Source organism: Streptomyces sp. NPDC023541 (assembly GCF_055559995.1).
Map to the genome: position 1 here is coordinate 331,863 of NZ_JBVHJO010000003.1, position 20,555 is coordinate 352,417.

At 73.4% G+C, this 20,555-nt stretch carries 17 protein-coding genes; 11 read left to right on the plus strand and 6 right to left on the minus strand.

The window, feature by feature from the left end:
• Positions 1–225 precede the first annotated feature (225 nt).
• Positions 226–1,815, minus strand: a complete 1,590-nt coding sequence (locus ACZ3X1_RS09070; RefSeq protein WP_467278096.1) for a protein kinase domain-containing protein — start codon at positions 1,813–1,815, stop codon at positions 226–228.
• A 230-nt stretch (positions 1,816–2,045) separates the two neighbouring features.
• Here ACZ3X1_RS09070 and ACZ3X1_RS09075 point away from each other — a divergent pair, with 230 nt between their 5' ends.
• The 10 genes from ACZ3X1_RS09075 to ACZ3X1_RS09120 all read left to right on the plus strand — a co-directional run bounded on the left by ACZ3X1_RS09075 (position 2,046) and on the right by ACZ3X1_RS09120 (position 13,969).
• Entirely contained in the window at positions 2,046–3,707 is a 1,662-nt protein-coding gene (locus tag ACZ3X1_RS09075; RefSeq protein ID WP_467278099.1) for a protein kinase domain-containing protein, read from the plus strand.
• Between the two features lie 147 nt (positions 3,708–3,854).
• Complete coding sequence (locus ACZ3X1_RS09080) at positions 3,855–4,508, plus strand: hypothetical protein (RefSeq protein WP_467278101.1); 654 nt, start codon at positions 3,855–3,857, stop codon at positions 4,506–4,508.
• An 82-nt stretch (positions 4,509–4,590) separates the two neighbouring features.
• The gene (locus tag ACZ3X1_RS09085; protein WP_467278104.1) at positions 4,591–5,241 is read left to right on the plus strand and encodes a PadR family transcriptional regulator; all 651 of its coding nucleotides are present in this window, start codon (positions 4,591–4,593) and stop codon (positions 5,239–5,241) included.
• Between the two features lie 25 nt (positions 5,242–5,266).
• Complete coding sequence (locus ACZ3X1_RS09090) at positions 5,267–6,013, plus strand: ABC transporter ATP-binding protein (RefSeq protein WP_362634500.1); 747 nt, start codon at positions 5,267–5,269, stop codon at positions 6,011–6,013.
• 101 nt (positions 6,014–6,114) lie between these two features.
• Positions 6,115–8,874, plus strand: a complete 2,760-nt coding sequence (locus ACZ3X1_RS09095; RefSeq protein WP_467278564.1) for an ABC transporter permease — start codon at positions 6,115–6,117, stop codon at positions 8,872–8,874.
• Positions 8,875–8,956: 82 nt separating this feature from the next.
• The gene (locus ACZ3X1_RS09100; protein ID WP_356813612.1) at positions 8,957–9,496 is read left to right on the plus strand and encodes a bacterial proteasome activator family protein; all 540 of its coding nucleotides are present in this window, start codon (positions 8,957–8,959) and stop codon (positions 9,494–9,496) included.
• Between the two features lie 213 nt (positions 9,497–9,709).
• Entirely contained in the window at positions 9,710–10,585 is an 876-nt protein-coding gene (locus ACZ3X1_RS09105) for an NTP transferase domain-containing protein (RefSeq protein WP_390075412.1), read from the plus strand.
• Positions 10,582–11,877: a molybdopterin molybdotransferase MoeA gene (locus tag ACZ3X1_RS09110; protein WP_467278111.1), complete on the plus strand. Its 1,296-nt coding sequence runs from the start codon at positions 10,582–10,584 to the stop codon at positions 11,875–11,877. Before ACZ3X1_RS09105 ends, ACZ3X1_RS09110 begins: the two co-directional genes overlap by 4 nt.
• Positions 11,865–12,965, plus strand: a complete 1,101-nt coding sequence (locus ACZ3X1_RS09115; protein WP_356813615.1) for a potassium channel family protein — start codon at positions 11,865–11,867, stop codon at positions 12,963–12,965. Before ACZ3X1_RS09110 ends, ACZ3X1_RS09115 begins: the two co-directional genes overlap by 13 nt.
• 26 nt (positions 12,966–12,991) lie before the next feature.
• Positions 12,992–13,969 (plus strand): NAD(P)H-quinone oxidoreductase, encoded by a 978-nt coding sequence (locus ACZ3X1_RS09120; protein ID WP_467278115.1) that lies wholly within the window; start codon positions 12,992–12,994, stop codon positions 13,967–13,969.
• A 76-nt stretch (positions 13,970–14,045) separates the two neighbouring features.
• On the opposite strand, the gene ACZ3X1_RS09125 is transcribed toward ACZ3X1_RS09120, so the two are convergent.
• From ACZ3X1_RS09125 to pdhA, 3 genes are read right to left on the minus strand one after another with little or no spacing between them, the layout of a single operon-like run.
• Entirely contained in the window at positions 14,046–15,389 is a 1,344-nt protein-coding gene (locus ACZ3X1_RS09125; protein WP_467278117.1) for a dihydrolipoamide acetyltransferase family protein, read from the minus strand.
• Complete coding sequence (locus ACZ3X1_RS09130; protein ID WP_356814476.1) at positions 15,389–16,357, minus strand: alpha-ketoacid dehydrogenase subunit beta; 969 nt, start codon at positions 16,355–16,357, stop codon at positions 15,389–15,391. The genes ACZ3X1_RS09125 and ACZ3X1_RS09130 overlap by 1 nt, the downstream gene beginning before the upstream one ends.
• A gap of 47 nt (positions 16,358–16,404) precedes the next feature.
• Positions 16,405–17,541: a pyruvate dehydrogenase (acetyl-transferring) E1 component subunit alpha gene (gene pdhA / locus ACZ3X1_RS09135; RefSeq protein ID WP_467278119.1), complete on the minus strand. Its 1,137-nt coding sequence runs from the start codon at positions 17,539–17,541 to the stop codon at positions 16,405–16,407.
• A gap of 178 nt (positions 17,542–17,719) precedes the next feature.
• Between pdhA and ACZ3X1_RS09140 the strand changes: the two genes are divergently transcribed.
• A complete protein-coding gene (locus ACZ3X1_RS09140) occupies positions 17,720–18,289 on the plus strand; it encodes an Lrp/AsnC family transcriptional regulator (protein WP_390075405.1) in 570 nt (189 codons plus the stop codon).
• 84 nt (positions 18,290–18,373) lie between these two features.
• Here ACZ3X1_RS09140 and ACZ3X1_RS09145 read toward each other — a convergent pair whose 3' ends face one another.
• On the minus strand, positions 18,374–18,961 hold the full coding sequence (locus tag ACZ3X1_RS09145) for a TetR/AcrR family transcriptional regulator (RefSeq protein WP_053611666.1): 588 nt from the start codon (positions 18,959–18,961) through the stop codon (positions 18,374–18,376).
• Positions 18,958–20,469 carry a 3-hydroxyacyl-CoA dehydrogenase gene (locus ACZ3X1_RS09150; protein ID WP_362634522.1) on the minus strand — a complete coding sequence of 504 codons (1,512 nt, stop codon included), beginning with the start codon at positions 20,467–20,469 and terminating at the stop codon, positions 18,958–18,960. The genes ACZ3X1_RS09145 and ACZ3X1_RS09150 overlap by 4 nt, the downstream gene beginning before the upstream one ends.
• Positions 20,470–20,555 lie beyond the last annotated feature (86 nt).

The window sequence follows — 20,555 nt, forward strand, 5'->3', positions numbered from 1 at the left end:
GTCGTCGAGCCGACCGCGGAAGACTGGAACTCTTCGGTCCGGGTCCGCATTTCGTGGACGGCGATGTGTTCGACCCGGTCCGCATACGGTTCGAACTGCGGTTCATCACCGTGCACTCGCCCGCCGGGAACGGCAATCCCGACCGGCTGTACCAAGCCGCCGGCTGACCGGGCGTCGTACGGGAGCGGGCCCGGCGGAATTGATTCCGCCGGGCCCGTCCCGTGCTCACTCCGCGCTCTCGGGTCCCGGCGGCGGCTGGGATTTGGTCGGCGGCGTGGTGACCGGGGCGGTCTTGGTCGCCGTGGCGGTCGCCGTCGCCGTGGCGCTCTTCGTCGCCGTCGCGGTCGGCGACTGCGACACCGACGCCGTGGGCGACTGGCTGGCGGTCTGCGTCCGGGTGCGGGTCGCCGGAGGCGGGGTGTCGTTGTTCGACGGCGTGTTGTCCGTCGTCTGACGCGACTGCGTGGGGTCCGGCGAGTCGGAAGCGCTCGGCTTCGCGCTGGGCGTGGTCTGGCTGGTCCCCGGGTCCTGCTTCTGGCCGCCCTTGCCGCCGCCGAAGTTGTTGACGGCGTAGGCCACGCCGCCCGCGATCGCCACGATCGCGAGCACCGCGAACAGCCACATCTTCCAGCGGCTGCCGTTGCCGCCGCCGTCGTAGACCTCGTATCCGCCGCTGTGACCGCCCTGGCCGCCGCCGGGACGGCCGGGGAAGGCCGTGCCGTCGTCCGGGTTCAGCGGCGGCACCATCGGCTGCTGGAACTGCGAGGTCGAGGCGTTCGAGGCGTACCCGTGCCCGCCGCCGCCTCCGCCCACGGGCATGGCCGTGGTGGCGGCGGCGCCGCCGCGTCCGTGCGGCAGCGCCATGGTGACCGGACCGGTGTTCCAGGTACCGGTGTTCGGCCCCTGGTCGTGCAGCATCTGGAGCGCGTACTGGACCAGGCCGCGCATCTCCTCGGCGCTCTGGAACCGGTCGTCCGGGTCCTTGGCGAGGGAGCGCATGACGAGGCCGTCGAGCTCCTGCGGGATGTGGTGGCCCTCCGGCAGCTGCGAAGGGGGTACGGGCGCGTCCTGGACGTGCTGGTAGACCACGGAGAGCGGGGTTTCGCCGGTGAACGGGGGTCGCAGCGCGAGGAGTTCGTACAGCAGGCAGCCGGTCGCGTACAGGTCGGAGCGGTGGTCCACGGCCTTGCCGAGGGCCTGTTCGGGCGACAGGTACTGCGGGGTGCCCATGACCATGCCGGTCTGGGTCATCGTCGCCTGCCCGCCGTGCAGGGCGCGGGCGATGCCGAAGTCCATCACCTTGACCGCGCCGGCGTCGGTGATGATGACGTTCGCCGGCTTGATGTCGCGGTGGACGATGCCGTGCTGGTGCGAGTACGCGAGGGCTTCGAGCACGCCCGAGACGATGATGAGCGCCTGCTCCGGGCCCGGCGCCTCGGCGCTGAGGAGCAGGTCGCGGATGGTGCGGCCCTCGACCAGCTCCATCACGATGTACGGGACGGTGTTCGGGCCGACCCGGTCCTCGCCCGAGTCGTACACGGCGACGACGGCGTGGTGGTTGAGCCCGGCGACGGACTGGGCCTCGCGGGTGAAGCGGGCCTTGGACACCGGGTCCTCGGCCAGGTCGGCGCGCAGCAGCTTCACGGCGACGGTGCGGCCCAGGCGTACGTCCTCGGCCGCGAACACCTCCGCCATGCCGCCGCGGCCCAGCCGGTGCGTCAGCCGGTAACGGCCGTCGCCCACCACGCCACCGTCGCCCCAGTGCTCAGGACCATCGGTCATCCCGGCGCCGTTTCCCTCGGGTTCGGGTGCCATCAGTCCTCGCCGTCGTATCTCTCGGCCGCCGCTCAGCGGTAGTCCTCTTTATTGGTGCTCCGGTGAACGCTACAGCCTCCGAACCGGTCACCGTTCGGACAAGGCCACCCTGTGCAGGTGTGGTCACGGAACGGGCACCTGGCTTGACGTGTGCTTGCCCTGGGGCAGACTGGGCGCCACGTGCGCCATGCCAGGGGCGCGGGGACACACGCCGAGGGGAAGCAACAGTCATGAGCCAGGACGGCACTCAGGGCCAGTACGCGGGCGGCTCTCTGGCCGGTGGCCGTTACCAGCTAAGGGACTTGCTGGGGGCCGGCGGCATGGCCTCCGTGTACCTGGCGTACGACTCGGCGCTCGACCGGCAGGTCGCCATCAAGACCCTGCACAGCGACCTCGGCCGGGAGCAGTCCTTCCGCGAGCGGTTCCGCCGCGAGGCCCAGGCTGTAGCGAAACTGTCGCACACGAACATCGTCTCGGTCTTCGACACCGGTGAAGGCGAAGTGACGTTCGGCGGCGGCCGCTCCGGCGACGGCGCGGTGATGCCGTACATCGTCATGGAGTACGTGGAGGGCAAGCCGCTCGGCTCGGTGCTCGAAGCGGACATCCGGCAGTACGGGGCCATGCCGGCGGACAAGGCGCTGAAGGTGACGGCCGACGTGCTGGCCGCCCTGGAGACCAGCCACGAGATGGGGCTCGTCCACCGCGACATCAAGCCCGGCAACGTGATGGTCAACAAGCGCGGCGTGGTCAAGGTGATGGACTTCGGCATCGCCCGCGCCATGCAGTCGGGGGTCACCTCGATGACGCAGACCGGCATGGTCGTCGGCACCCCGCAGTACCTCTCGCCCGAACAGGCCCTGGGGCGCGGCGTCGACGCCCGGTCCGACCTGTACTCGGTCGGCATCATGCTGTTCCAGCTGCTGACGGGGCGGATCCCCTTCGACGCGGACTCGCCGCTGGCCATCGCGTACGCCCACGTGCAGGAGGAGCCGGTCGCCCCGTCCTCCATCAACCGGTCGGTGACCCCGGCGATGGACGCGCTGGTGGCCCGTGCGCTGAAGAAGAACCCGAACGAGCGTTTCCCGACGGCCGCGGCCATGGGCGACGAGGTCGCGCGGGTGCTGGGCTCCGGGCAGACCGGGGCGCCGGTCATCGTGCAGGGCAACGGGCCCCTGAGCAGCGGCGCGGGCGTGTCCTCGGCCGTGTTCCCGCCGGTGGACTCCGGCTTCCAGGCACCGCCGCAGTCGGTGCAGCAGCCCTACCAGGCGCCGCACACCCCGACGCCGGCCCCGTACGCGCCGACGCCCGCCCCGCAGCCGCACGCGCAGGGCGGCTACGCCTACCCGCACACGCCCCCGCCGCAGGCGCAGTACGCGCCGCAGACCCCGCCCCCGTACACGATCTCCCCGACGGGCACGGCGAGCCCGTCGGGCTCCGGCGGTGACGGCAAGCGGAACATGCCGGTGGTCGTGGGCGCGATCGCGGTGGCGCTGCTGGCCGTCGGCGGTCTGATCGCGGCGATCTCGATGAACGGCGACGACAAGGACAAGGGCGGCACCACGGCCGATCCGGGCGCCTCCACGTCCGCGTCGGCGAAGGCCGGGTTCAAGGGCCCCGACGTCACGCGCACGATCGACCCGAAGAAGTGCTCGGAGCCCACGAAGCACTACAGCGAGGCCGGCAAGTACTCGGCGCCGGACCTCAAGTACAAGAACCTGCTCTCGGTGAAGGCCTGCATCCAGGCGTCGGGCGGCAAGTACAACATCGTCCCGAAGGACGAGGCCGTGTACGGCAAGGACACGGTGCTGAGCCAGTCCCCCGCCGCCGGAGACAAGATCAACAAGGAGGGCACGGAGTACACGCTCACCGTGTCCACCGGCAATCCGGAGTAGCCGGCCCGCGCGGACTTCACGACACACCGGCATCCCGGACACCCGATAGGGCGTCCGGGATGCCGGTTTTGCCCCACCATGTAAATCTGAGCGCATATCGCTGACTCCAGCGAGCACGCCGGCCGCTCGGGACGGGAGGGGCACCCCGTGATCCAAGGCTTCCGTCCTTCGCGCTGGCTGGCCTGCGCCGCACTGGCGGCCGCCGCCCTGGCGCCCGCCGCCTCCGCGTACGCCGGGCCCCTCAGCCCGTCCCAGCCGCACCGCACCCCCGCCGAGCGCGCCGACCCACGGGCGGCACGGACGGCCTATGCGGTACGTGAGGCCCAGGCGGCACGGGCGGCCCTGGCGACACGGTCGGCCCTGGCGGCCCTGGCGGCGCACACCGCGGCCTTCGAGAGGGACGAGGGCGACGGCGACCACCCCCACGGGGAGCTGGCGGGAAGCGCCGCCGGAGTCGGCCGCGAGCGGCCGGGCCGGCCGGCCGGCGAGCCCGCCAACGCGGAGCTGCTCATCGCCTCCAGGCCGCTGCCCGTGCGCCCCCGCACCGAGCCCGCACCGCCGCCCCCGCCACCCCCGCCGCCCGCGCAGCCCCCGACGCCGCTGCCGCCGCGGCCGCCGCAGGCCCAGGGACGGCCAACGGCGGCCGCCCCGACGGTGCGTGACACGGTCACCGCACTCGGCACCGAGCCGAACGACCGCGCCGCGGACCTGGCCGCGCACATACTGCCGCTGGGAACCGGGTTCGCCCTGATGGGACTGGGGCTGGGCTATCTGGGCGTACGGCTGCGCCGGGGCGCGTAGCACCGCCCGTGCCCCTTCCCCGCTCCGCGGCACCCCCCGAGATGGTTGCCCTGCGTGAACATACTCGGTATACATACCGAGTATGTCGATCCGTCACGGGCTCCTGGCCCTACTGGAACGGGGTCCTCGGTACGGCTCCCAGCTGCGCACCGAGTTCGAATCCCGCACCGGCTCCACCTGGCCGCTCAACGTCGGGCAGGTGTACACGACCCTCGCCCGCCTCGAACGCGACGGCCTCGTCGCACCCGACGGCGAGGACGCCGCGGGGCACACGCTGTACGCCATCACCGACACCGGGCGCACCGAGCTGCGCGAGTGGTACGAGCGCCCCGTCGACCGGGCCAACCCGCCCCGCGACGAGCTGTCCATCAAGCTCGCCATGGCCGTGGGCGCCCCGGGCGTGGACATCCGCGCCGTCATCCAGTCCCAGCGGCACGCCACGATCCGCGCGATGCAGGACTACACCCGGCTCAAGGCCACCGCGCTCGCGGCGGTCGAGAGCGGGCAGTCCCGCGAACGCGACGACGTCGCCTGGCTGCTCGTCCTGGAACAGCTGATCTTCCAGACCGAGGCCGAGGCCCGCTGGCTCGACCACTGCGAAGCCCGGCTCGTCCGGCTCTCCCTGCCGGCCGACCGGAGAGCCACCGCACCCGAGCCGCCCCAGGCCGCCGCCGAGACCACGGCCCCTACCACCACCGACCGGCCCCGCCGCGCCCGCGCGCGGCGCGCCTGAACCACCGTTCCAGGGGGGAACCCTCATGTCCGACCAGCGCCAGTCCCGGCAACCCGTACTGCAGTTGGAGCGGCTCGTCCGCACCCACGGCAGCGGCGCCACCGAAGTGCACGCCTTGCGCGGGATCGACCTCGCCGTCCACCCCGGCGAACTCGTCGCCGTCATGGGCCCTTCCGGCTCCGGCAAGTCCACGCTGCTGACCCTCGCGGGCGGCCTCGACACCCCCACCAGCGGCAGGGTGCTGGTCGAAGGCACCGACATCACCACCGCGAGCCGCAAGCAGCTGGCCGCGCTGCGCCGCCGCAGCATCGGGTACGTCTTCCAGGACTACAACCTGATCCCGGCCCTGACCGCCGCGGAGAACGTGGCCCTGCCGCTCGAACTGGACGGCACCTCGGCCCGCAAGGCCCGCGTCGCGGCCCTCGCGGCGCTGGCGGAGATGAATCTGAGCGTCCTCGCCGACCGCTTCCCCGACGAGATGTCCGGCGGCCAGCAGCAGCGCGTCGCCATCGCCCGCGCCCTCGTCGGCGACCGGCGCCTCGTCCTCGCCGACGAACCCACGGGCGCCCTCGACTCCGAGACCGGCGAGTCCGTCCTCGGCCTGCTGCGTTCCCGCTGCGACGCGGGCGCGGCCGGGATCCTCGTCACCCACGAGCCGCGCTTCGCCGCATGGGCCGACCGCGTGGTCTTCCTCCGCGACGGCAGCGTGGTCGACGAGACCCTGCGCAGCCACGCCGACTCCCTCCTCTCCGGGCAGGCGGGCGGCCAGTGACCTCCTCGCTCCAAGGCTGGTACCACTCCTGGGTCGCGGCCCTGCGCATCGCGCGCCGCGACGCCTGGCGCGCCAAGGGCCGCAGCTCCCTGGTCCTCGCGATGATCGCCCTGCCGATCGTCGGCGTGAGCGCCGCCGACCTCACCCTGCGCAGCGCCGAACTCTCCCCCGACCAGGCCGTGAGCCGTGTGGTCGGCGCCGCCGACGCCCGGGTCAGCACCTCGCACGCGGGCAAGCCCGTCTACCAGGTGCCCGACGGATCGCACTACGTGCCCGTCGGCGGCTACGACGGCGCCCACCTGCCGTCCAGACCGGAGGAGGAGTCCCCGGCCCAGGTGGCCGCCGCGCTCCCGCCCGGGAGCCGGCTCCTGAAGGACTCCGCCGGCTTCGGCAAGATCCGCACGAAGCACGGGCTGCTCGAAGCCGATCTGCGCGAGATCGACCTGCACGACCCGCTGGCGGAGGGCCTGTTCACGCTCGACCGCGGCCGGCTGCCCGAGCGGGCGGGCGAGGTCGTCGCGACCAACGCCTTCCTGGAGAACTCCGGCCTGTTCGTCGGCTCCTCGGTCACCCCGCGCGGCGCCACCTCCGCCTACAGGATCGTCGGCGCGTACGAGCTGCCGAACGACCTGAAGAAGGACCAGATCACCGCCCCGCCCGGGAGCCTGATCGACCCCCTCGACAAGGCGCTCCAGGCCTCGGGAGGCACCGGGGTGCACCCGGAGGACTCCTACCTGATCAAGGTGGGCGGCGATGGTTTCACGTGGAACATGGTCCAGGCGGCCAACGCCAAGTCCCTGCTCGTCGTCTCCCGTGCCGTCGCCAACCGTCCGCCCGCCGACGCCGACGTCCCGCTCTACCGGCAGCAGCCGAAGGAGCAGTTCGAGCGCAGCGCCGGCGGAGCAACCGAAATGGCCATCCTGGCCACGGTCGTGGGCCTCGCCATGCTGGAGATCTGCCTGCTCGCCGGTCCGGCCTTCGCGGTCGGCGCACGCCGCTCGCGCCGCCAGCTCGGCCTGGTCGGCGCCAACGGCGGCGACCGCCGCCACATCCGGTCCATCGTGCTCTCCGGCGGCCTGGTCATCGGCGCCGCGGCCGCCGTCTGCGGCACCGCGATCGGCATCGCCCTGACCGTCGCGCTCCAGCCGGTGCTGGAGGAGCAGCTCGGCAACCGCTTCGGCGACCTCGACTTCCGCCCGCTGGAACTGGCCGGCATCGCCCTGCTCGCCGTGGTGACCGGACTGCTGTCCGCGATCGTCCCCGCGGTCACCGCCTCCCGGCAGACGGTGCTGGCCTCGCTGACCGGCCGCCGCGGTGTGCGCCGCTCCAACCGGGTGCTGCCGGTCATCGGCCTGGTCGCCGTCGCCGCCGGCGCCGGGATCGCCCTGTACGGCAGCACGTCGGACCTGGGCTCCACCGTCGTGGCGGGCGGCAGCGCCCTCGCCGAACTCGGGATCGTCGCCCTCACCCCGGTCCTGGTCGGCCTCTTCGGGCGGCTCGGACGCTGGCTGCCGCTGTCCCCGCGCCTCGCGCTGCGCGACGCCGTGCGCAACCGGGGCCGTACGGCGCCCGCCGTGGCCGCGGTCCTGGCCGCCGTCGCCGGCACCGTGGCGGTGGCCACCTACCAGCACAGCAGCGACATCCAGAGCCGGCACGAGTACGTCGCCGATCTGCCGCACGGCACCGGCCGGCTGCTGACCACCGAGAACGGCGCCTACAAGGAGGTCCCCGCCCTGCGCGAGTCCCTCACCAAGCAGCTCCCGGTGGCCCGGCGCGCGGACGTGGAACGGCTGGTCGTCGGCAAGCCGGGCTGCGCGACGTTCTCCCAGGACCCGGCCTGCGGTCGCACCGAGATCATCACGCCCAAGGACCAGCGGTGTCCGCTCTACGAGAGCGCCGAGGGCTCCGACGCCTTCAGCGCGCAGGAGGCCCGCCGGCTGCGCCAGGACTGGCGCTGCAAAGACGCCGGGCGCGGCGCACAGCACTCCACGGTCGTCGCCGACGAGAAGCTGCTGAGCGTGCTCGCGGTCACCGACCCGGGCTCCGTGTCCGCCCTCAAGGAGGGCCGTGCCGTCGCCTTCGACAAGCGCCAGGTCAAGGACGGCAAGCTCACCCTGCGGATCGTGTCCGGACCGGACGGGGCCGACTCCTTCGTCGGTCCGCCCAAGGAACCGGTCGGCGTGGACAAGATCATCCCTGTCCACCTGGCCCCGGAGGGCACGGAGGGCTGGGGGCTGGAACTGGTCCTGCCGCCCGCGGCGGTCCAGGCCACGGGGCTGACCACGGCACCGGTCGGCTCGTACTTCGCCCTCGACGGGACGGCGTCCTCCGAGCAGCGGCAGAGGGTCGCAGGGGACATCGACCGCATGGGCGTGGAGGCCTCCCTGCGGATCGAAGCGGGCTACCAGGGCGACGACAGCCTGGCCCTGCTCGCCCTGACCGTCTTCGCCGGCCTGGTCACCATCGGCGCGGCCGGTATCGCCACCGGGCTCTCGCAGGCCGATGCCGAGGCCGATCTGAAGACGCTGGCCGCCGTGGGCGCCCCGCCGCGGGTGCGGCGGACGCTGAGCGGCTTCCAGTGCGGGGTCGTCGCCCTGATGGGCGTCGTCCTGGGCTCGGCGGCCGGAATCCTGCCCGCGATCGGCCTGCGCCTGACGGAGCGACGGGCGCTGGAGGCGCTCACCCGGCGCGCCGTCGACGAAGGCTATTCCCTGGCGGGCGAGGCCGCCCCGTACGTCCCGATAGCCGTGCCGTGGGAGACCCTCGCCCAGCTGCTCGTGGTGGTCCCGCTGGGCGCGGCCCTGCTGGCGGCGCTGGTCACCCGCTCCAACGGCGCGCTGGCCCGCCGGGCCGCGGGCTGAGTCCGGTGCCCCCGTACAGGGTGGATCACGTCTGTACGGGGGCACACCGAGTGAGAGCGAAGGTGTGCGAGAGAATGACGGCATGGAGATGCCGAGGAGTGAACGGTCGCAGGACAGTCCCCCGCACGTCCTGATCGTGGGACAGGACGGGACGGCGGTCGGCGACGCCGATGACGAGTCGCGCGAGGTCCCGGTGACGGAAATGGTTGAACAGCCCGCCAAGGTCATGCGGATCGGCAGCATGATCAAGCAACTCCTGGAAGAGGTACGCGCCGCGCCCCTCGACGAGGCGAGCCGGGTCAGGCTCAAGGACATCCACGCCGCCTCCGTGAAGGAGCTGGAGGACGGCCTGGCGCCCGAACTCGTGGAGGAACTGGAGCGCCTGTCCCTCCCGTTCACCGAGGAGGCCATCCCCTCCGAGGCCGAACTGCGCATCGCGCAGGCCCAGTTGGTGGGCTGGCTGGAAGGCCTCTTCCACGGCATCCAGACGGCACTGTTCGCGCAGCAGATGGCCGCGCGCGCCCAGTTGGAGCAGATGCGCCGCGCCCTCCCCCCGGGCGGTCCCCACGACGACGAAGAAGACGGCGGCCACGGCGCGGTCCGCTCGGGCCCCTACCTCTGAGCCGCCGGCGGTCAGCGGAACAAGCGGGCCCGGCCCGCGCCTGCGGGCGCGGGCCGGGCCCGTACCCCTGTCCGGCCCCGCCGTCTCCCAGCCCCGCCGTCGATTGAGGCGCGTGATCCGGGGCGGAGCCCCGGTAGTGGCGCCGCGCCCGCGGGACAAGCCCCGGGCAAGGGGGGTTCCGCACAGCGGAGATGGGCCCCCCATACTCGGGACATGAGCTATGACGCGATCGTGCTGGCGGGCGGCGCCGCTCGGCGACTCGGCGGGGCGGACAAGCCCGCGCTGAGCGTGGGCGGACGGGCGCTCCTCGACCGCGTCCTCGACGCCTGCCCGGACGCCCGCCGCACCGTCGTGGTCGGCGGCCGGCGGCCCACCGCGCGCCCCGTGCGGTGGACCCGCGAGGACCCGCCCGGGGGCGGCCCCGTCGCCGCGCTGGACGCCGGGCTGCGCGACACCACCGCCGGGCTGGTCCTCGTACTCTCCGCGGACCTGCCGTTCCTGGACCGGGACACCGTGCGGGCCCTGCTGGCCGCTCCCGACGCGCACGGCGCGGACGGGGCGATGCTGCGGGATCCCGACGGCCGTGACCAGCCGCTGGTCGCCGCCTACCGGGCGGAGCCCCTGCGCCGTGAGATCGCGCTGCTCGCCACCGAACACGGTGGCCTCGCCGGGCTCCCGCTGCGCGCGCTCACCGCGGAACTGGAGCTGGCTCCGGTCGCGGCGCAGCCCCTCGCCGCCTTCGACTGCGACACCTGGGACGATCTCGCCGTCGCCCGCGCCCGGATCAGGGAGCATGGAACCGTGCTGGACCAATGGATCACCGCCGTCAAGAACGAGCTGGGCATCGACCTCGCCGTCGACACCAACACCCTGCTCGACCTCGCCCGGGACGCCGCCCACGGCGTCGCCCGGCCCGCCGCCCCACTGACCACCTTCCTGGTCGGTTACGCGGCCGCCCACGCCGCCGCCACCGGCGCCGACCCCGCCCGGGCCGTGGCCGAGGCCTCCCGCAAGGCCGCCGACCTGGCGCTGCGCTGGGCCGCCGAGGCGGAGGCCGACGCCGCCGCCGGAGAGAACGGCCCGGGATGACCCCCACGAACTCCGCCGAGCAGGCCCTCGACGAGGCCCTGGCCCTGGTCAGCCGCAACCCCGAAGGCGGCGGTGCGGGCGGCCACCGGGCCGCCTCCTGGCCGCAGGCCCGGGAGGTCGCCGCGCATGCCGGGGCCGGGGTGCGGGCCCGTACCCATGACGTGCCCCTCGCGGACGCCCTCGGCGAGGTCTTGGCCGCCTCCCTGGACGCGCTGACCGACCTGCCCTCCTTCGACACCTCCGCCATGGACGGCTGGGCCGTGGCCGGCCCCGGCCCGTGGCACGTCCACGCCGGCGACGGCGTCCTGGCCGGCTCCGGCCGGCCGGAGCCGCTCGCCGACGGCGAGGCCGTCCGGATCGCCACCGGCGCCCGGATCCCCGCCGACACCACCGCGGTCATCCGCAGCGAGCACTGCAGCGAGGCGGGCGGGCAGCTCTTCGCCGACCGGCCCGTCGTCACCGGCCAGGACATCCGCCCGCGCGGCCAGGAGTGCCGCTCGGGGGACCTGCTGCTGCCCGCCGGTTCACTGGTCACCCCCGCCGTGCTCGGCCTCGCCGCCGCCGCGGGCTACGACGAGCTGACCACCAGGCCCCGCCCCCGTGTGGAGATCCTGGTGCTGGGCGACGAACTGCTCACCGAGGGCCGCCCGCACGACGGGCTGATCCGTGACGCCCTCAGCCCCATGCTGGGGCCCTGGCTCACGCGTCTGGGCGCCGAGGTCACCGCCGCTCGCACGCTCGGCGACGACCCGGACGGGGCCGCGGCCCTGTTGGAGGCCGTCAGCACGTCCACCGCCGATGTCGTGGTCACCACCGGCGGCACCGCCTCCGGTCCCGTCGACCACGTCCACCCCGTCCTGGAGAAGGCCGGCGCCCGGCTGCTGGTCGACGCAGTGGCGGTCCGGCCGGGGCACCCGATGCTGCTGGCGCGGATCGGCGACCGGGCGGACGGGCGGCACGTGGTCGGCCTCCCGGGCAACCCCCTCGCCGCCGTCTCCGGCCTGCTGACCCTCGCCGAGCCGCTGCTGCGCGCCCTCGCGGGCCGCCGCCCGCGCCCGCGCTACACCGCGCCCGTGCGGGGCGACGTCCCGGGCCACCCGTACGACACGCGGTTGGTCCCGGTCCGGCTCGACGACGAGCACGCCGTACCGCTGCGCTACCACGGCCCCGCGATGCTGCGCGGCGTGGCGGCCGCGGACGCGCTGGCCGTCGTACCGCCCAAGGGCGCCCGGTCCGGGCAGGAGCTGGAGGTCCTCGACCTGCCGTGGGCTTCGGGAGGATGTTTCACGTGAAACTGCCCGGACAGGACGCCATGGCCCGCGGGGCCGACGAGAAGCTCGTCTCCCGGCGCATCAAGCTGCCCAAGCGCATCGTCGAGCATCCGCTGCGCCAGGTCGCCAAGCGCCTGCTGATGGCCTTGTTCGTCCTCTTCCTCACGGTCTTCATCGTGTGGCTGGACCGCGACGGCTACCACGACAACGCCAACGAGACGGTCGATCTCCTCGACTGCTTCTACTACGCCACGGTGACGCTGTCGACGACCGGCTACGGCGACATCGTCCCTTACAGCGACAGCGCACGACTGATCAACATCATGCTGATCACGCCGCTGCGCGTGCTGTTCCTGATCATCCTCGTCGGTACCACCCTCGAAGTCCTGACGGAACGGACGAGGGAAGAGTGGCGGCTGAAGCGCTGGAGGAAGAACTTGCGCGAGCACACGGTCGTCGTCGGCTTCGGTACGAAGGGCCGCTCGGCCCTGCAGACGCTGCTGGCCACCGGCCTCTCCAGGGAACAGGTCGTCGTCGTCGACCCCAGCGCCAAGGTCATCGACATGGCCAACGCCGAAGGGTTCACGGGCGTGGTCGGCGACGCCACCCGCTCGGACGTACTGCTGCGCGCCGAGCTCCAGAAGGCCCGTCAGATCGTCATCGCCACCCAACGCGACGACACGGCGGTGCTGGTCACGCTGACGGCCCGGCAGCTCAACCGCGGAGCGAAGATCGTCGCCGCGGTGCGCGAGGAGGAGAACGCCCCGCTCCTGCGCCAGTCCGGGGCCGACGCGGTCATCACGAGCGCGAGCGCGGCCGGCCGGCTGCTGGGCCTGTCGGTGCTCAGCCCGAGCGCGGGCACCGTGATGGAGGACCTGATCCAGCAGGGCAGCGGCCTGGACCTCATCGAGCGGCCCGTCCGCAAGTCCGAGGTCGGCAAGTCGGTGCGCGACACCGACGACCTGGTCGTGAACGTGCTCCGCGGGCACCGGCTGCTCCCCTACGACGACCCGCACGCGAGCCCCCTCCAGCTGACGGACCGTCTCATCACCATCGTGCGGGCGGCGCCGTCCACCGCTCCGAAGACGACACTGGGTCCTGCCGAGTAGCCGCGCCGTGGCGTAGCCTCCGGGCCATGCATGCGATCACCATCGAGCAGCCCGGCGGCCCCGAGGCCCTCGTCTGGGCCGACGTACCCGATCCGGTGCCGGGCGAGGGCGAGGTCCTCGTCGAGGTCGCGGCGAGCGCCGTGAACCGCGCCGACCTCCTCCAGCGGCAGGGCTTCTACGATCCGCCGCCGGGCGCCTCGCGCCATCCGGGGCTGGAGTGCTCCGGGCGGATCGCCGCCGTCGGGGCGGGAGTGTCCGGCTGGTCCGTGGACGACGAGGTCTGCGCCCTGCTGGCCGGCGGCGGCTACGCGCAACGGGTCGCCGTCCCGGCCGGGCAGCTGCTGCCGGTCCCGGCGGGGGTGGACCTGGTGACGGCCGCGGCGCTGCCCGAGGTCGTCACGACGGTGTGGTCCAACGTGTTCATGGTGGCCGGACTGCGCCCCGGCGAGACCCTGCTGGTGCACGGCGGGGCCAGCGGCATCGGGACGATGGCGATCCAGCTGGGCAAAGCGGTGGGCGCGACGGTCGCCGTCACGGCCGGCGGACCGGAGAAGCTGGCCCGCTGCAAGGAGCTGGGCGCGGACGTCCTCATCGACTACCGCGAGCAGGACTTCGTGGTCGCGGTGCGGGAGGCGACGGGCGGGGCCGGCGCGGACGTGATCCTGGACATCATGGGCGCCAAGTACCTCTCCCGGAACGTGGACGCTCTGGCCGTGAACGGCAGGCTGGCGGTGATCGGGCTCCAGGGCGGGGTGAAGGCCGAGCTGAACCTGGGTGCGCTGCTGGCCAAGCGGGCGGCGATCACCGCCACGTCGCTGCGGGCACGGCCGCTGGAGGAGAAAGCGGCGATCGTCGCCGCCGTGCGCGAACACGTGTGGCCGCTGGTGGCCGCCGGCCGGGTGCGGCCGGTGGTCCACGCGACGTTCCCGATGCGGGAAGCGGCCGAGGCCCACCGGGTCATGGAGTCGAGCACCCACGTGGGCAAACTGCTGCTCACGGTGTGAGACCAGCTCGATCCCGCCCCGCCGGCGTGTGAGGCGCGGGGTCCGGGGCTGAGCCCCGGGACCCCGCGCCGCACGGCTACAGGCTGCGCAGCAGGACCGCCGGGGACTCCACACAGTCCGCCACGTAGCGCAGGAAGCCGCCCGCCGTGCCGCCGTCGCAGACCCGGTGGTCGAAGGTCAGCGACAGCTGGACGACCTTGCGCACCGCCAACTGCCCGTCGTGGACCCACGGCTTGTCGATGATCCGGCCGACGCCGAGCATCGCCGCTTCGGGGTGGTTGATGATCGGCGTGGACCCGTCGACCCCGAACACCCCGTAGTTGTTCAGCGTGAAGGTGCCGCCCGTCAGGTCGGCCGGGGCCAGCTTGCCCGCACGGGCCAGCTCGGTCAGCCGCGCGAACTCCGCCGACAGCGACTCCGGGTTGCGCCCCTGCGCGTCCCGGACCACCGGGACCACCAGGCCCCGCTCGGTCTGCGCGGCGAAGCCCAGGTGCACCGACGGGAGCCGGACGATCTCCTTGGCCGCGAGGTCCACGGTGGAGTTCAGCTCCGGGTACTTCGCCAGCGCGGCCGTGCAGATCCGTGCCAGCAGCGCGAGCACCGAGATCTTGGGCCCGCCCACCGCGTTCATCGCGGCCCGGGCCGCCATCAGCTCGGTGGCGTCCGCGTCGACCCAGCAGGTGGCGTCCGGGATCTCCCGGCGGCTGCGCGACAGCTTCTCGGCGACCGCGCCGCGCAGCCCCTTGAGCGGGATCCGCTCGCCCTGGGCCGCCACCGCGACCGTCGCGGGGGAGGGGGCCGGGGCCGGCTCGCGCAGTGCGGCCAGGGCCGCCTCGACGTCGGCCCGAAGGATCAGGCCCTCCGGCCCGGAGCCGTGCAGCGCGCGCAGGTCCACCCCGTGGTCCTTGGCGAGCTTGCGCACCAGCGGCGAGATGACGGGCACCGGACCGGCGGCGGCGGCCGGAGCGGCCGGAGCCACCGCGACGGGAGCCGGGGCGGGGGCCGGGGCGGCGGCGACCGGCGCCACCGGCGCCGACACCGCGGCGGTGACGGGTCGCACCCGTCGCCGACGCGCCGGGCGCGAGTGGTCCGAGCCGTAGCCGATCAGCGGCCGGGGCGCCTCGCCCGAGCCTTCGGCCGCGGCGGCCTCCGCGTCTCCGGCGGGCACCGACTGCGCCCCCACCGCCACGGTGATCAGCGGGGCGCCGACCGGCAGCTCCTCGCCCTCCTCGCCGAAGCGGGCGGTGACCACACCGCCGTACGGGCAGGGCACCTCCACCATCGCCTTGGCCGTCTCGACCTCGACGACCGGCTGGTCGATGGCGACGACGTCGCCCACCGCCACCAGCCACCGCACGATCTCGGCCTCGGTCAGGCCCTCACCGAGGTCCGGCAGCTTGAATTCCATGACCTGCGGCATCAGTTCTCCCACTGCAGGCGGGCCACGGCGTCCAGGATCCGTTCGACTCCGGGCAGGTGGTACTTCTCCAGCATCGGCGGCGGGTACGGGATGTCGAAGCCCGTCACCCGCAGCACCGGGGCCTCCAGGTGGTGGAAGCACCGCTCCGTGACACGGGCGGCGATCTCCGCGCCCGGTCCGCCGAAGCCGCCGGCCTCGTGGACGACGACCGCGCGGCCGGTGCGGCGTACGGACGCCACGACCGTCTCCTCGTCGAAGGGGACCAGCGAGCGCAGGTCGACGACCTCCAGCTCCCAGCCCTCCTCGCGGGCCGCCTCGGCCGCCTCCAGGCAGACCGGCAGCGAAGGGCCGTAGGTGATCAGGGTGGCGCTCGTACCCGTCCGCCGGACGAGGGCCTTGCCGATGCCGGGGACGGCCGCCGGCGCCTCCGGCGACCAGTCGGCCTTCGACCAGTACAGCCGCTTGGGCTCCAGGAAGACCACCGGGTCGTCGCTCGCGATCGACGCGCGCAGCAGCCCGTACGCGTCCTCGACGGTCGCCGGGGTGACCACCGTCAGGCCGGGCGTCGCCACGTAGTACGCCTCGGAGGAGTCGCAGTGGTGCTCCACGCCGCCGATGCCGCCGCCGTACGGCACGCGGATGGTGATCGGCAGCGGCATGGCGCCGCGGGTGCGGTTGCGCATTTTCGCCACGTGCGAGATCAGCTGCTCGAAGGCCGGATAGGCGAAGGCGTCGAACTGCATCTCCACCACGGGCCGCAGCCCGTACATGGCCATGCCGACCGCCGCGCCCAGGATCCCGGCCTCGGCGAGGGGGGTGTCCGTACAGCGGTCTTCGCCGAACTCCTTCGCCAGGCCGTCCGTGATGCGGAAGACCCCGCCCAGCGTCCCGACGTCCTCGCCCATGACGTGGACCGTCGGGTCCTCGGCCATCGCGTCGCGCATCGCCCGCGTGAGGGCCTGCGCCATCGTCGCGGGCTTGGCCCCCGTCTTCGCGGACTTCGCCGCCACCGTCGTCACGCCTGGTCCTCGGCTTCCAGCTCGGCACGGAGCATGGCCGCCTGCTCGCGCAGGCGGTCGGTCTGCTCCGCGTAGACATGCGCGAACAGGTCCATCGGGTCCACCACCGGATCGGCGTTCATCCCGTCGCGCAGGGACGCCGCCATCGCCTCGGCCTCGTCGCGCGCGGCCGTGATGCCCGCCTCGTCGAGGATCCCGCGCGCCGTCAGCTCGCGCTCCAGCAGATCGATCGGGTCGTGCGCCTTCCACGCCTCGACCTCGGCGTCACCGCGGTAGCGCGTCGCGTCGTCGGCGTTCGTGTGCGCCTCCATGCGGTACGTGACGGCCTCGATCAGGGTCGGACCGCCACCGGCCCGGGCCCGACGGACGGCCTCGGAGAGCACCTCGTGCATCGCCGCGACGTCGTTGCCGTCGACCAGCCGGCCCGGCATGCCGTACCCGACGGCCTTGTGGGCCAGCGTCGGGGCGGCGGTCTGCTTGGCGAGCGGGACGGAGATCGCGAAGCCGTTGTTCTGCACGAGGAAGACCACAGGGGCCTGCCAGACGGCGGCGAAGTTCAGCGCTTCGTGGAAGTCGCCCTCACTGGTGCCGCCGTCGCCGACCATGGCGAGGGCGACGACGTCGTCGCCGCGCAGCCGCGCCGCGTGCGCCAGGCCCACCGCGTGCGGCAGCTGGGTGGCGAGCGGGGTCGAGAGCGGGGCTATGCGGTGCTCACGCGGGTCGTAGCCGGTGTGCCAGTCGCCGCGCAGCAGGGTCAGTGCCTGTACGGGGTCCAGTCCGCGCGCCACGGCCGCCAGGGTGTCGCGGTAGCTCGGGAAGAGCCAGTCCTGCTCTTCCAGGACCATCGCGGCCGCGATCTCGCAGGCCTCCTGGCCGACGGTCGAGGGGTACACGGCGAGCCGGCCCTGCTTGGTGAGCGCCGTGGCCTGGGCGTTGTAGCGACGGCCGCGCACCAGTTCGGCGTAGCACCGGCGCATCAGCGCGGGGTCGAGCCGGTCGGCCGCCTCGGTGCCCAGCACCCGGTAGGGCTCGGCGTCCGGGAGCAGCGGGGTGGCGTCCGTACGGGGCCTCCAGGCGGGCGGCGGGGTGGGACGGTGGGACGCACCGGCACCGGGCAGCTCTTGGACCGTCATGGCGGCGTACACCTCCTCGTGGGAAGCGGGCAGGGGTGGCCCCGGGTGTGAGGCCCCTCACCTACCGATTGTTCGGTTGTCCGCGCAATTTGGCTACAGGCGGCTCCAGGCTGTGGACAAACGGGCGCCGGAGCCCTGGGATGGACGCAGGACGTCCAGTAGAGGGAGGCATCGGGCAATGCCGGATGAACAAATGGCCGCAGGAGGTTCCGCACCGGCTGCGCCGGGGGCCGCCCCGGGGGCCTCCGCGGTCCCGCCCGTCGCGCCCCGGCCCCTGGACCCGATCGACCGGTCGATCATGCGGCTGCTGCAGGCGGACGGCCGGGCCTCCGTACGGTCGGTGGCCGAGCAGGTGCACGTCTCGCGGGCGAACGCGTACGCGCGGATCAACCGGCTCATCGACGACGGGGTGATCCGCGGGTTCACGGCCCGCGTCAACCACGAGCGCGCGGGCCAGGGCGCCTCCGCCTACATCACCCTGAAGATCGTCCAGAACTCCTGGCGCACGGTCCGCGAACAGCTGCGCGAGTTGCCGGGCGCCGCGCACATCGCCCTGGTCAGCGGGGACTTCGACGTACTGCTCCTGGTGCACACCCCGGACAACCGGACCCTGCGCGAGCTGGTCCTGACCCGCCTCCAGGCCATCCCGGAGGTCCTCTCGACGCGCACCCTGCTGGTCTTCGAGGAAACAGACCTCCTGGCCCCCGGCCCCGGCCCGGGCGGCGGCCCCGCGATCGCGGAGGAGTAGCCCGTCCAGTAGCCCGTCCGGGTGTGACGCCGCCGGTGGTGCGGCCGTTTCCGGCCGCTTTCGGGGCGGCGCGGACCCGCGGGGTCAGCGGGTGGTGCGCAGGCCGTCGAAGGCCATGTGGACGACCGCGTCCGCGAGCTGTTCCGAGCCGGTGCCCGGGTGCGGGCGGTACCACTCGACCAGCGAGTTCACCATGCCGAAGAGGAGGCGGGTGGCGAGGCGGATGTCCACGTCCGCCCGCAGGTCGCCGTCCGCGGCGGCGGCCTTGAGCAGGTCCGCGACCTGGTGGTCGAACTCCCGGCGGCGCTCCAGCGCCCACCTCTCGGTCCGGGTGTTGCCCCGTACCCGCAGCAGCAGCGTCACGTACGGCAGCTCGGAGACCAGCACCTCGACCGTGCGGCGCGTGACGTACTCGACGCGCTCGACGGCCCGGCCGCGGACGGCCCCCGGCTCCTCCAGCACTGCGAAGAGCCCGTCGAGGGCGCGGCTGACGGCCCGCCGCAGCAGCTCCTCCTTGCCCGTGACGTGGTGGTAGATCGAGGACTTCGAGATGCCCGCGGCCTTGGAGAGGTGCTCCATCGAGGTGCCGTCGTAACCGCGCTCGTTGAAGACCTGGACGGCCACGGACAGCAGCGTCTCGGGGGTGTAGGTGTCGCGTTTGACCGTCGTCACTGCGTGCCCTCCTCGTCGCCCGCCGCGTAACCCAGCTTGAACAGCGCCAGCGAGGGCGCGTACCGGCCGCCGGGGCAGCGCTCGTCGAGGTGGTGCAGCAGGTCGTAGGCCCAGTCCTGGCCGAGCCGCTCGTGCCATTCGGAGGGGCCCAGCGGGTAGTTGACGCCGAGCCGCATCGCGGTGTCGATGTCCTCGGCGGAGGCCACGCCGCGGGCGACGGCGTCGGCGGTGAGGTCGATCAGCATCGCGACGGTCCGGGCGACGATCATGCCGGGGACGTCGCCGATGACCGAGACCTGCTTGCCGAGCTTCTGGAAGAGGCCGATCGCCTCGGCCAGGGTGCGCTCACTGGTGTCCTCGCCGGCGGAGAGCGCGACCCGGGTGGCGCCCCGGTAGTCGAGCGCGAGGTCGAAGTAGACGACATCCGTGAACTCGACGGAGGTCTTGCCGTCCGCGAGCACCAGCTGCCCCTCCCCGGGCAGCTGGATGTACGGGCCGCCCTGCTCGGTGGCCGTGACCGCGATCCCGGCCTCCTCCAGCAGGTCGGCCAGTTCGGCGGCCGGGCCGAGGTCGCCGACGACGGTCACCTTGTCCGGAGCCTCCTCGGGACCGGCGGTGTGCGGCTGCGCGGCGACGGCCTCCGGGCCGTACGGGAACCAGCCGTGCCCCGACTTGCGGCCCAGGCGGCCCGACTGGACCAGCCGGCGCTGGGCGAGGGACGGGGTGAACTTGGGGCTGCGGAAGAAGGACTCCCACACGGAGCGGGTCACGGCCTCGTTGACGTCCTGGCCGATCAGGTCGGTCAGTGCGAAGGGGCCCATCTTGAAGCCGCCGCTCTCGCGGAGCACGGCGTCGATGGTGGCCGGGTCTGCTCCCTGCTCCTCGTACACCGCGAAGGCCTCGGCGTAGAAGGGGCGGGCGATCCGGTTGACGATGAAGCCGGGGGTGTCGGCGCAGCGGACCGGCGTCTTCCCCCAGCCGAGGACCGTGCGGTACGCGCGCTCGACGGCCTCCGGGGCGGTCGCGGAGCCGCTGACCACCTCGACGAGCGGGAGCAGCGGGGCCGGGTTGAAGAAGTGCAGGCCGAGGAAGCGGCCCGGGTGCGCGAGACCGGCGGCGAGCTCGGTGACGGAGAGGGAGGAGGTGTTCGTGGCGAGCAGCGCGTCCGGCTCCAGCACGTCTTCGAGGGCCGCGAAGAGCGTCTGCTTGATCCCTACGTTCTCGACGACCGCCTCGATGACGAGGGCGGCCCCGGCGAGGTCGGCCAGGGCGCCGGCGGCGGCGATCCGGCCGACCGCATCCTCGGCCTCGGCCCGGTCCAGACGGCCCTTGGCGGCCATCCGCTCGACGCGGTCCTGCACGATGCCGACGCCGTCGGAGGCGAGGGCGGCGTCGATGTCGTAGATCAGCACGCTGTGACCTGCGAGAAGGGCGACCTGGGCGATGCCCTGGCCCATGGTGCCCGCTCCGACGACCGCCACAGTGCGGGACCGCTCGATTCCTGTCATGTCCTGATCCTCCCGCACCGACTTGTCCACAGGTCCGCCGGGCCCTCTTGTCCCGACCGATCGTTCGGTTACTCTAACTCCAGTCT

Excerpts from the sequence above, each read along its gene's own strand:
- ACZ3X1_RS09070 (WP_467278096.1), bottom strand. The coding sequence starts at position 1,815 with ATGGCACCCGAACCCGAGGGAAACGGCGCCGGGATGACCGATGGTCCT.
- ACZ3X1_RS09075 (WP_467278099.1), top strand. The coding sequence starts at position 2,046 with ATGAGCCAGGACGGCACTCAGGGCCAGTACGCGGGCGGCTCTCTGGCC.
- ACZ3X1_RS09085 (WP_467278104.1), top strand. The coding sequence starts at position 4,591 with ATGTCGATCCGTCACGGGCTCCTGGCCCTACTGGAACGGGGTCCTCGG.
- ACZ3X1_RS09090 (WP_362634500.1), top strand. The coding sequence starts at position 5,267 with ATGTCCGACCAGCGCCAGTCCCGGCAACCCGTACTGCAGTTGGAGCGG.
- ACZ3X1_RS09095 (WP_467278564.1), top strand. The coding sequence starts at position 6,115 with ATGATCGCCCTGCCGATCGTCGGCGTGAGCGCCGCCGACCTCACCCTG.
- ACZ3X1_RS09100 (WP_356813612.1), top strand. The coding sequence starts at position 8,957 with ATGGAGATGCCGAGGAGTGAACGGTCGCAGGACAGTCCCCCGCACGTC.
- ACZ3X1_RS09105 (WP_390075412.1), top strand. The coding sequence starts at position 9,710 with ATGAGCTATGACGCGATCGTGCTGGCGGGCGGCGCCGCTCGGCGACTC.
- ACZ3X1_RS09110 (WP_467278111.1), top strand. The coding sequence starts at position 10,582 with ATGACCCCCACGAACTCCGCCGAGCAGGCCCTCGACGAGGCCCTGGCC.
- ACZ3X1_RS09115 (WP_356813615.1), top strand. The coding sequence starts at position 11,865 with ATGTTTCACGTGAAACTGCCCGGACAGGACGCCATGGCCCGCGGGGCC.
- ACZ3X1_RS09120 (WP_467278115.1), top strand. The coding sequence starts at position 12,992 with ATGCATGCGATCACCATCGAGCAGCCCGGCGGCCCCGAGGCCCTCGTC.
- ACZ3X1_RS09125 (WP_467278117.1), bottom strand. The coding sequence starts at position 15,389 with ATGCCGCAGGTCATGGAATTCAAGCTGCCGGACCTCGGTGAGGGCCTG.
- ACZ3X1_RS09130 (WP_356814476.1), bottom strand. The coding sequence starts at position 16,357 with ATGGCGCAGGCCCTCACGCGGGCGATGCGCGACGCGATGGCCGAGGAC.
- pdhA (WP_467278119.1), bottom strand. The coding sequence starts at position 17,541 with ATGACGGTCCAAGAGCTGCCCGGTGCCGGTGCGTCCCACCGTCCCACC.
- ACZ3X1_RS09140 (WP_390075405.1), top strand. The coding sequence starts at position 17,720 with ATGCCGGATGAACAAATGGCCGCAGGAGGTTCCGCACCGGCTGCGCCG.
- ACZ3X1_RS09150 (WP_362634522.1), bottom strand. The coding sequence starts at position 20,469 with ATGACAGGAATCGAGCGGTCCCGCACTGTGGCGGTCGTCGGAGCGGGC.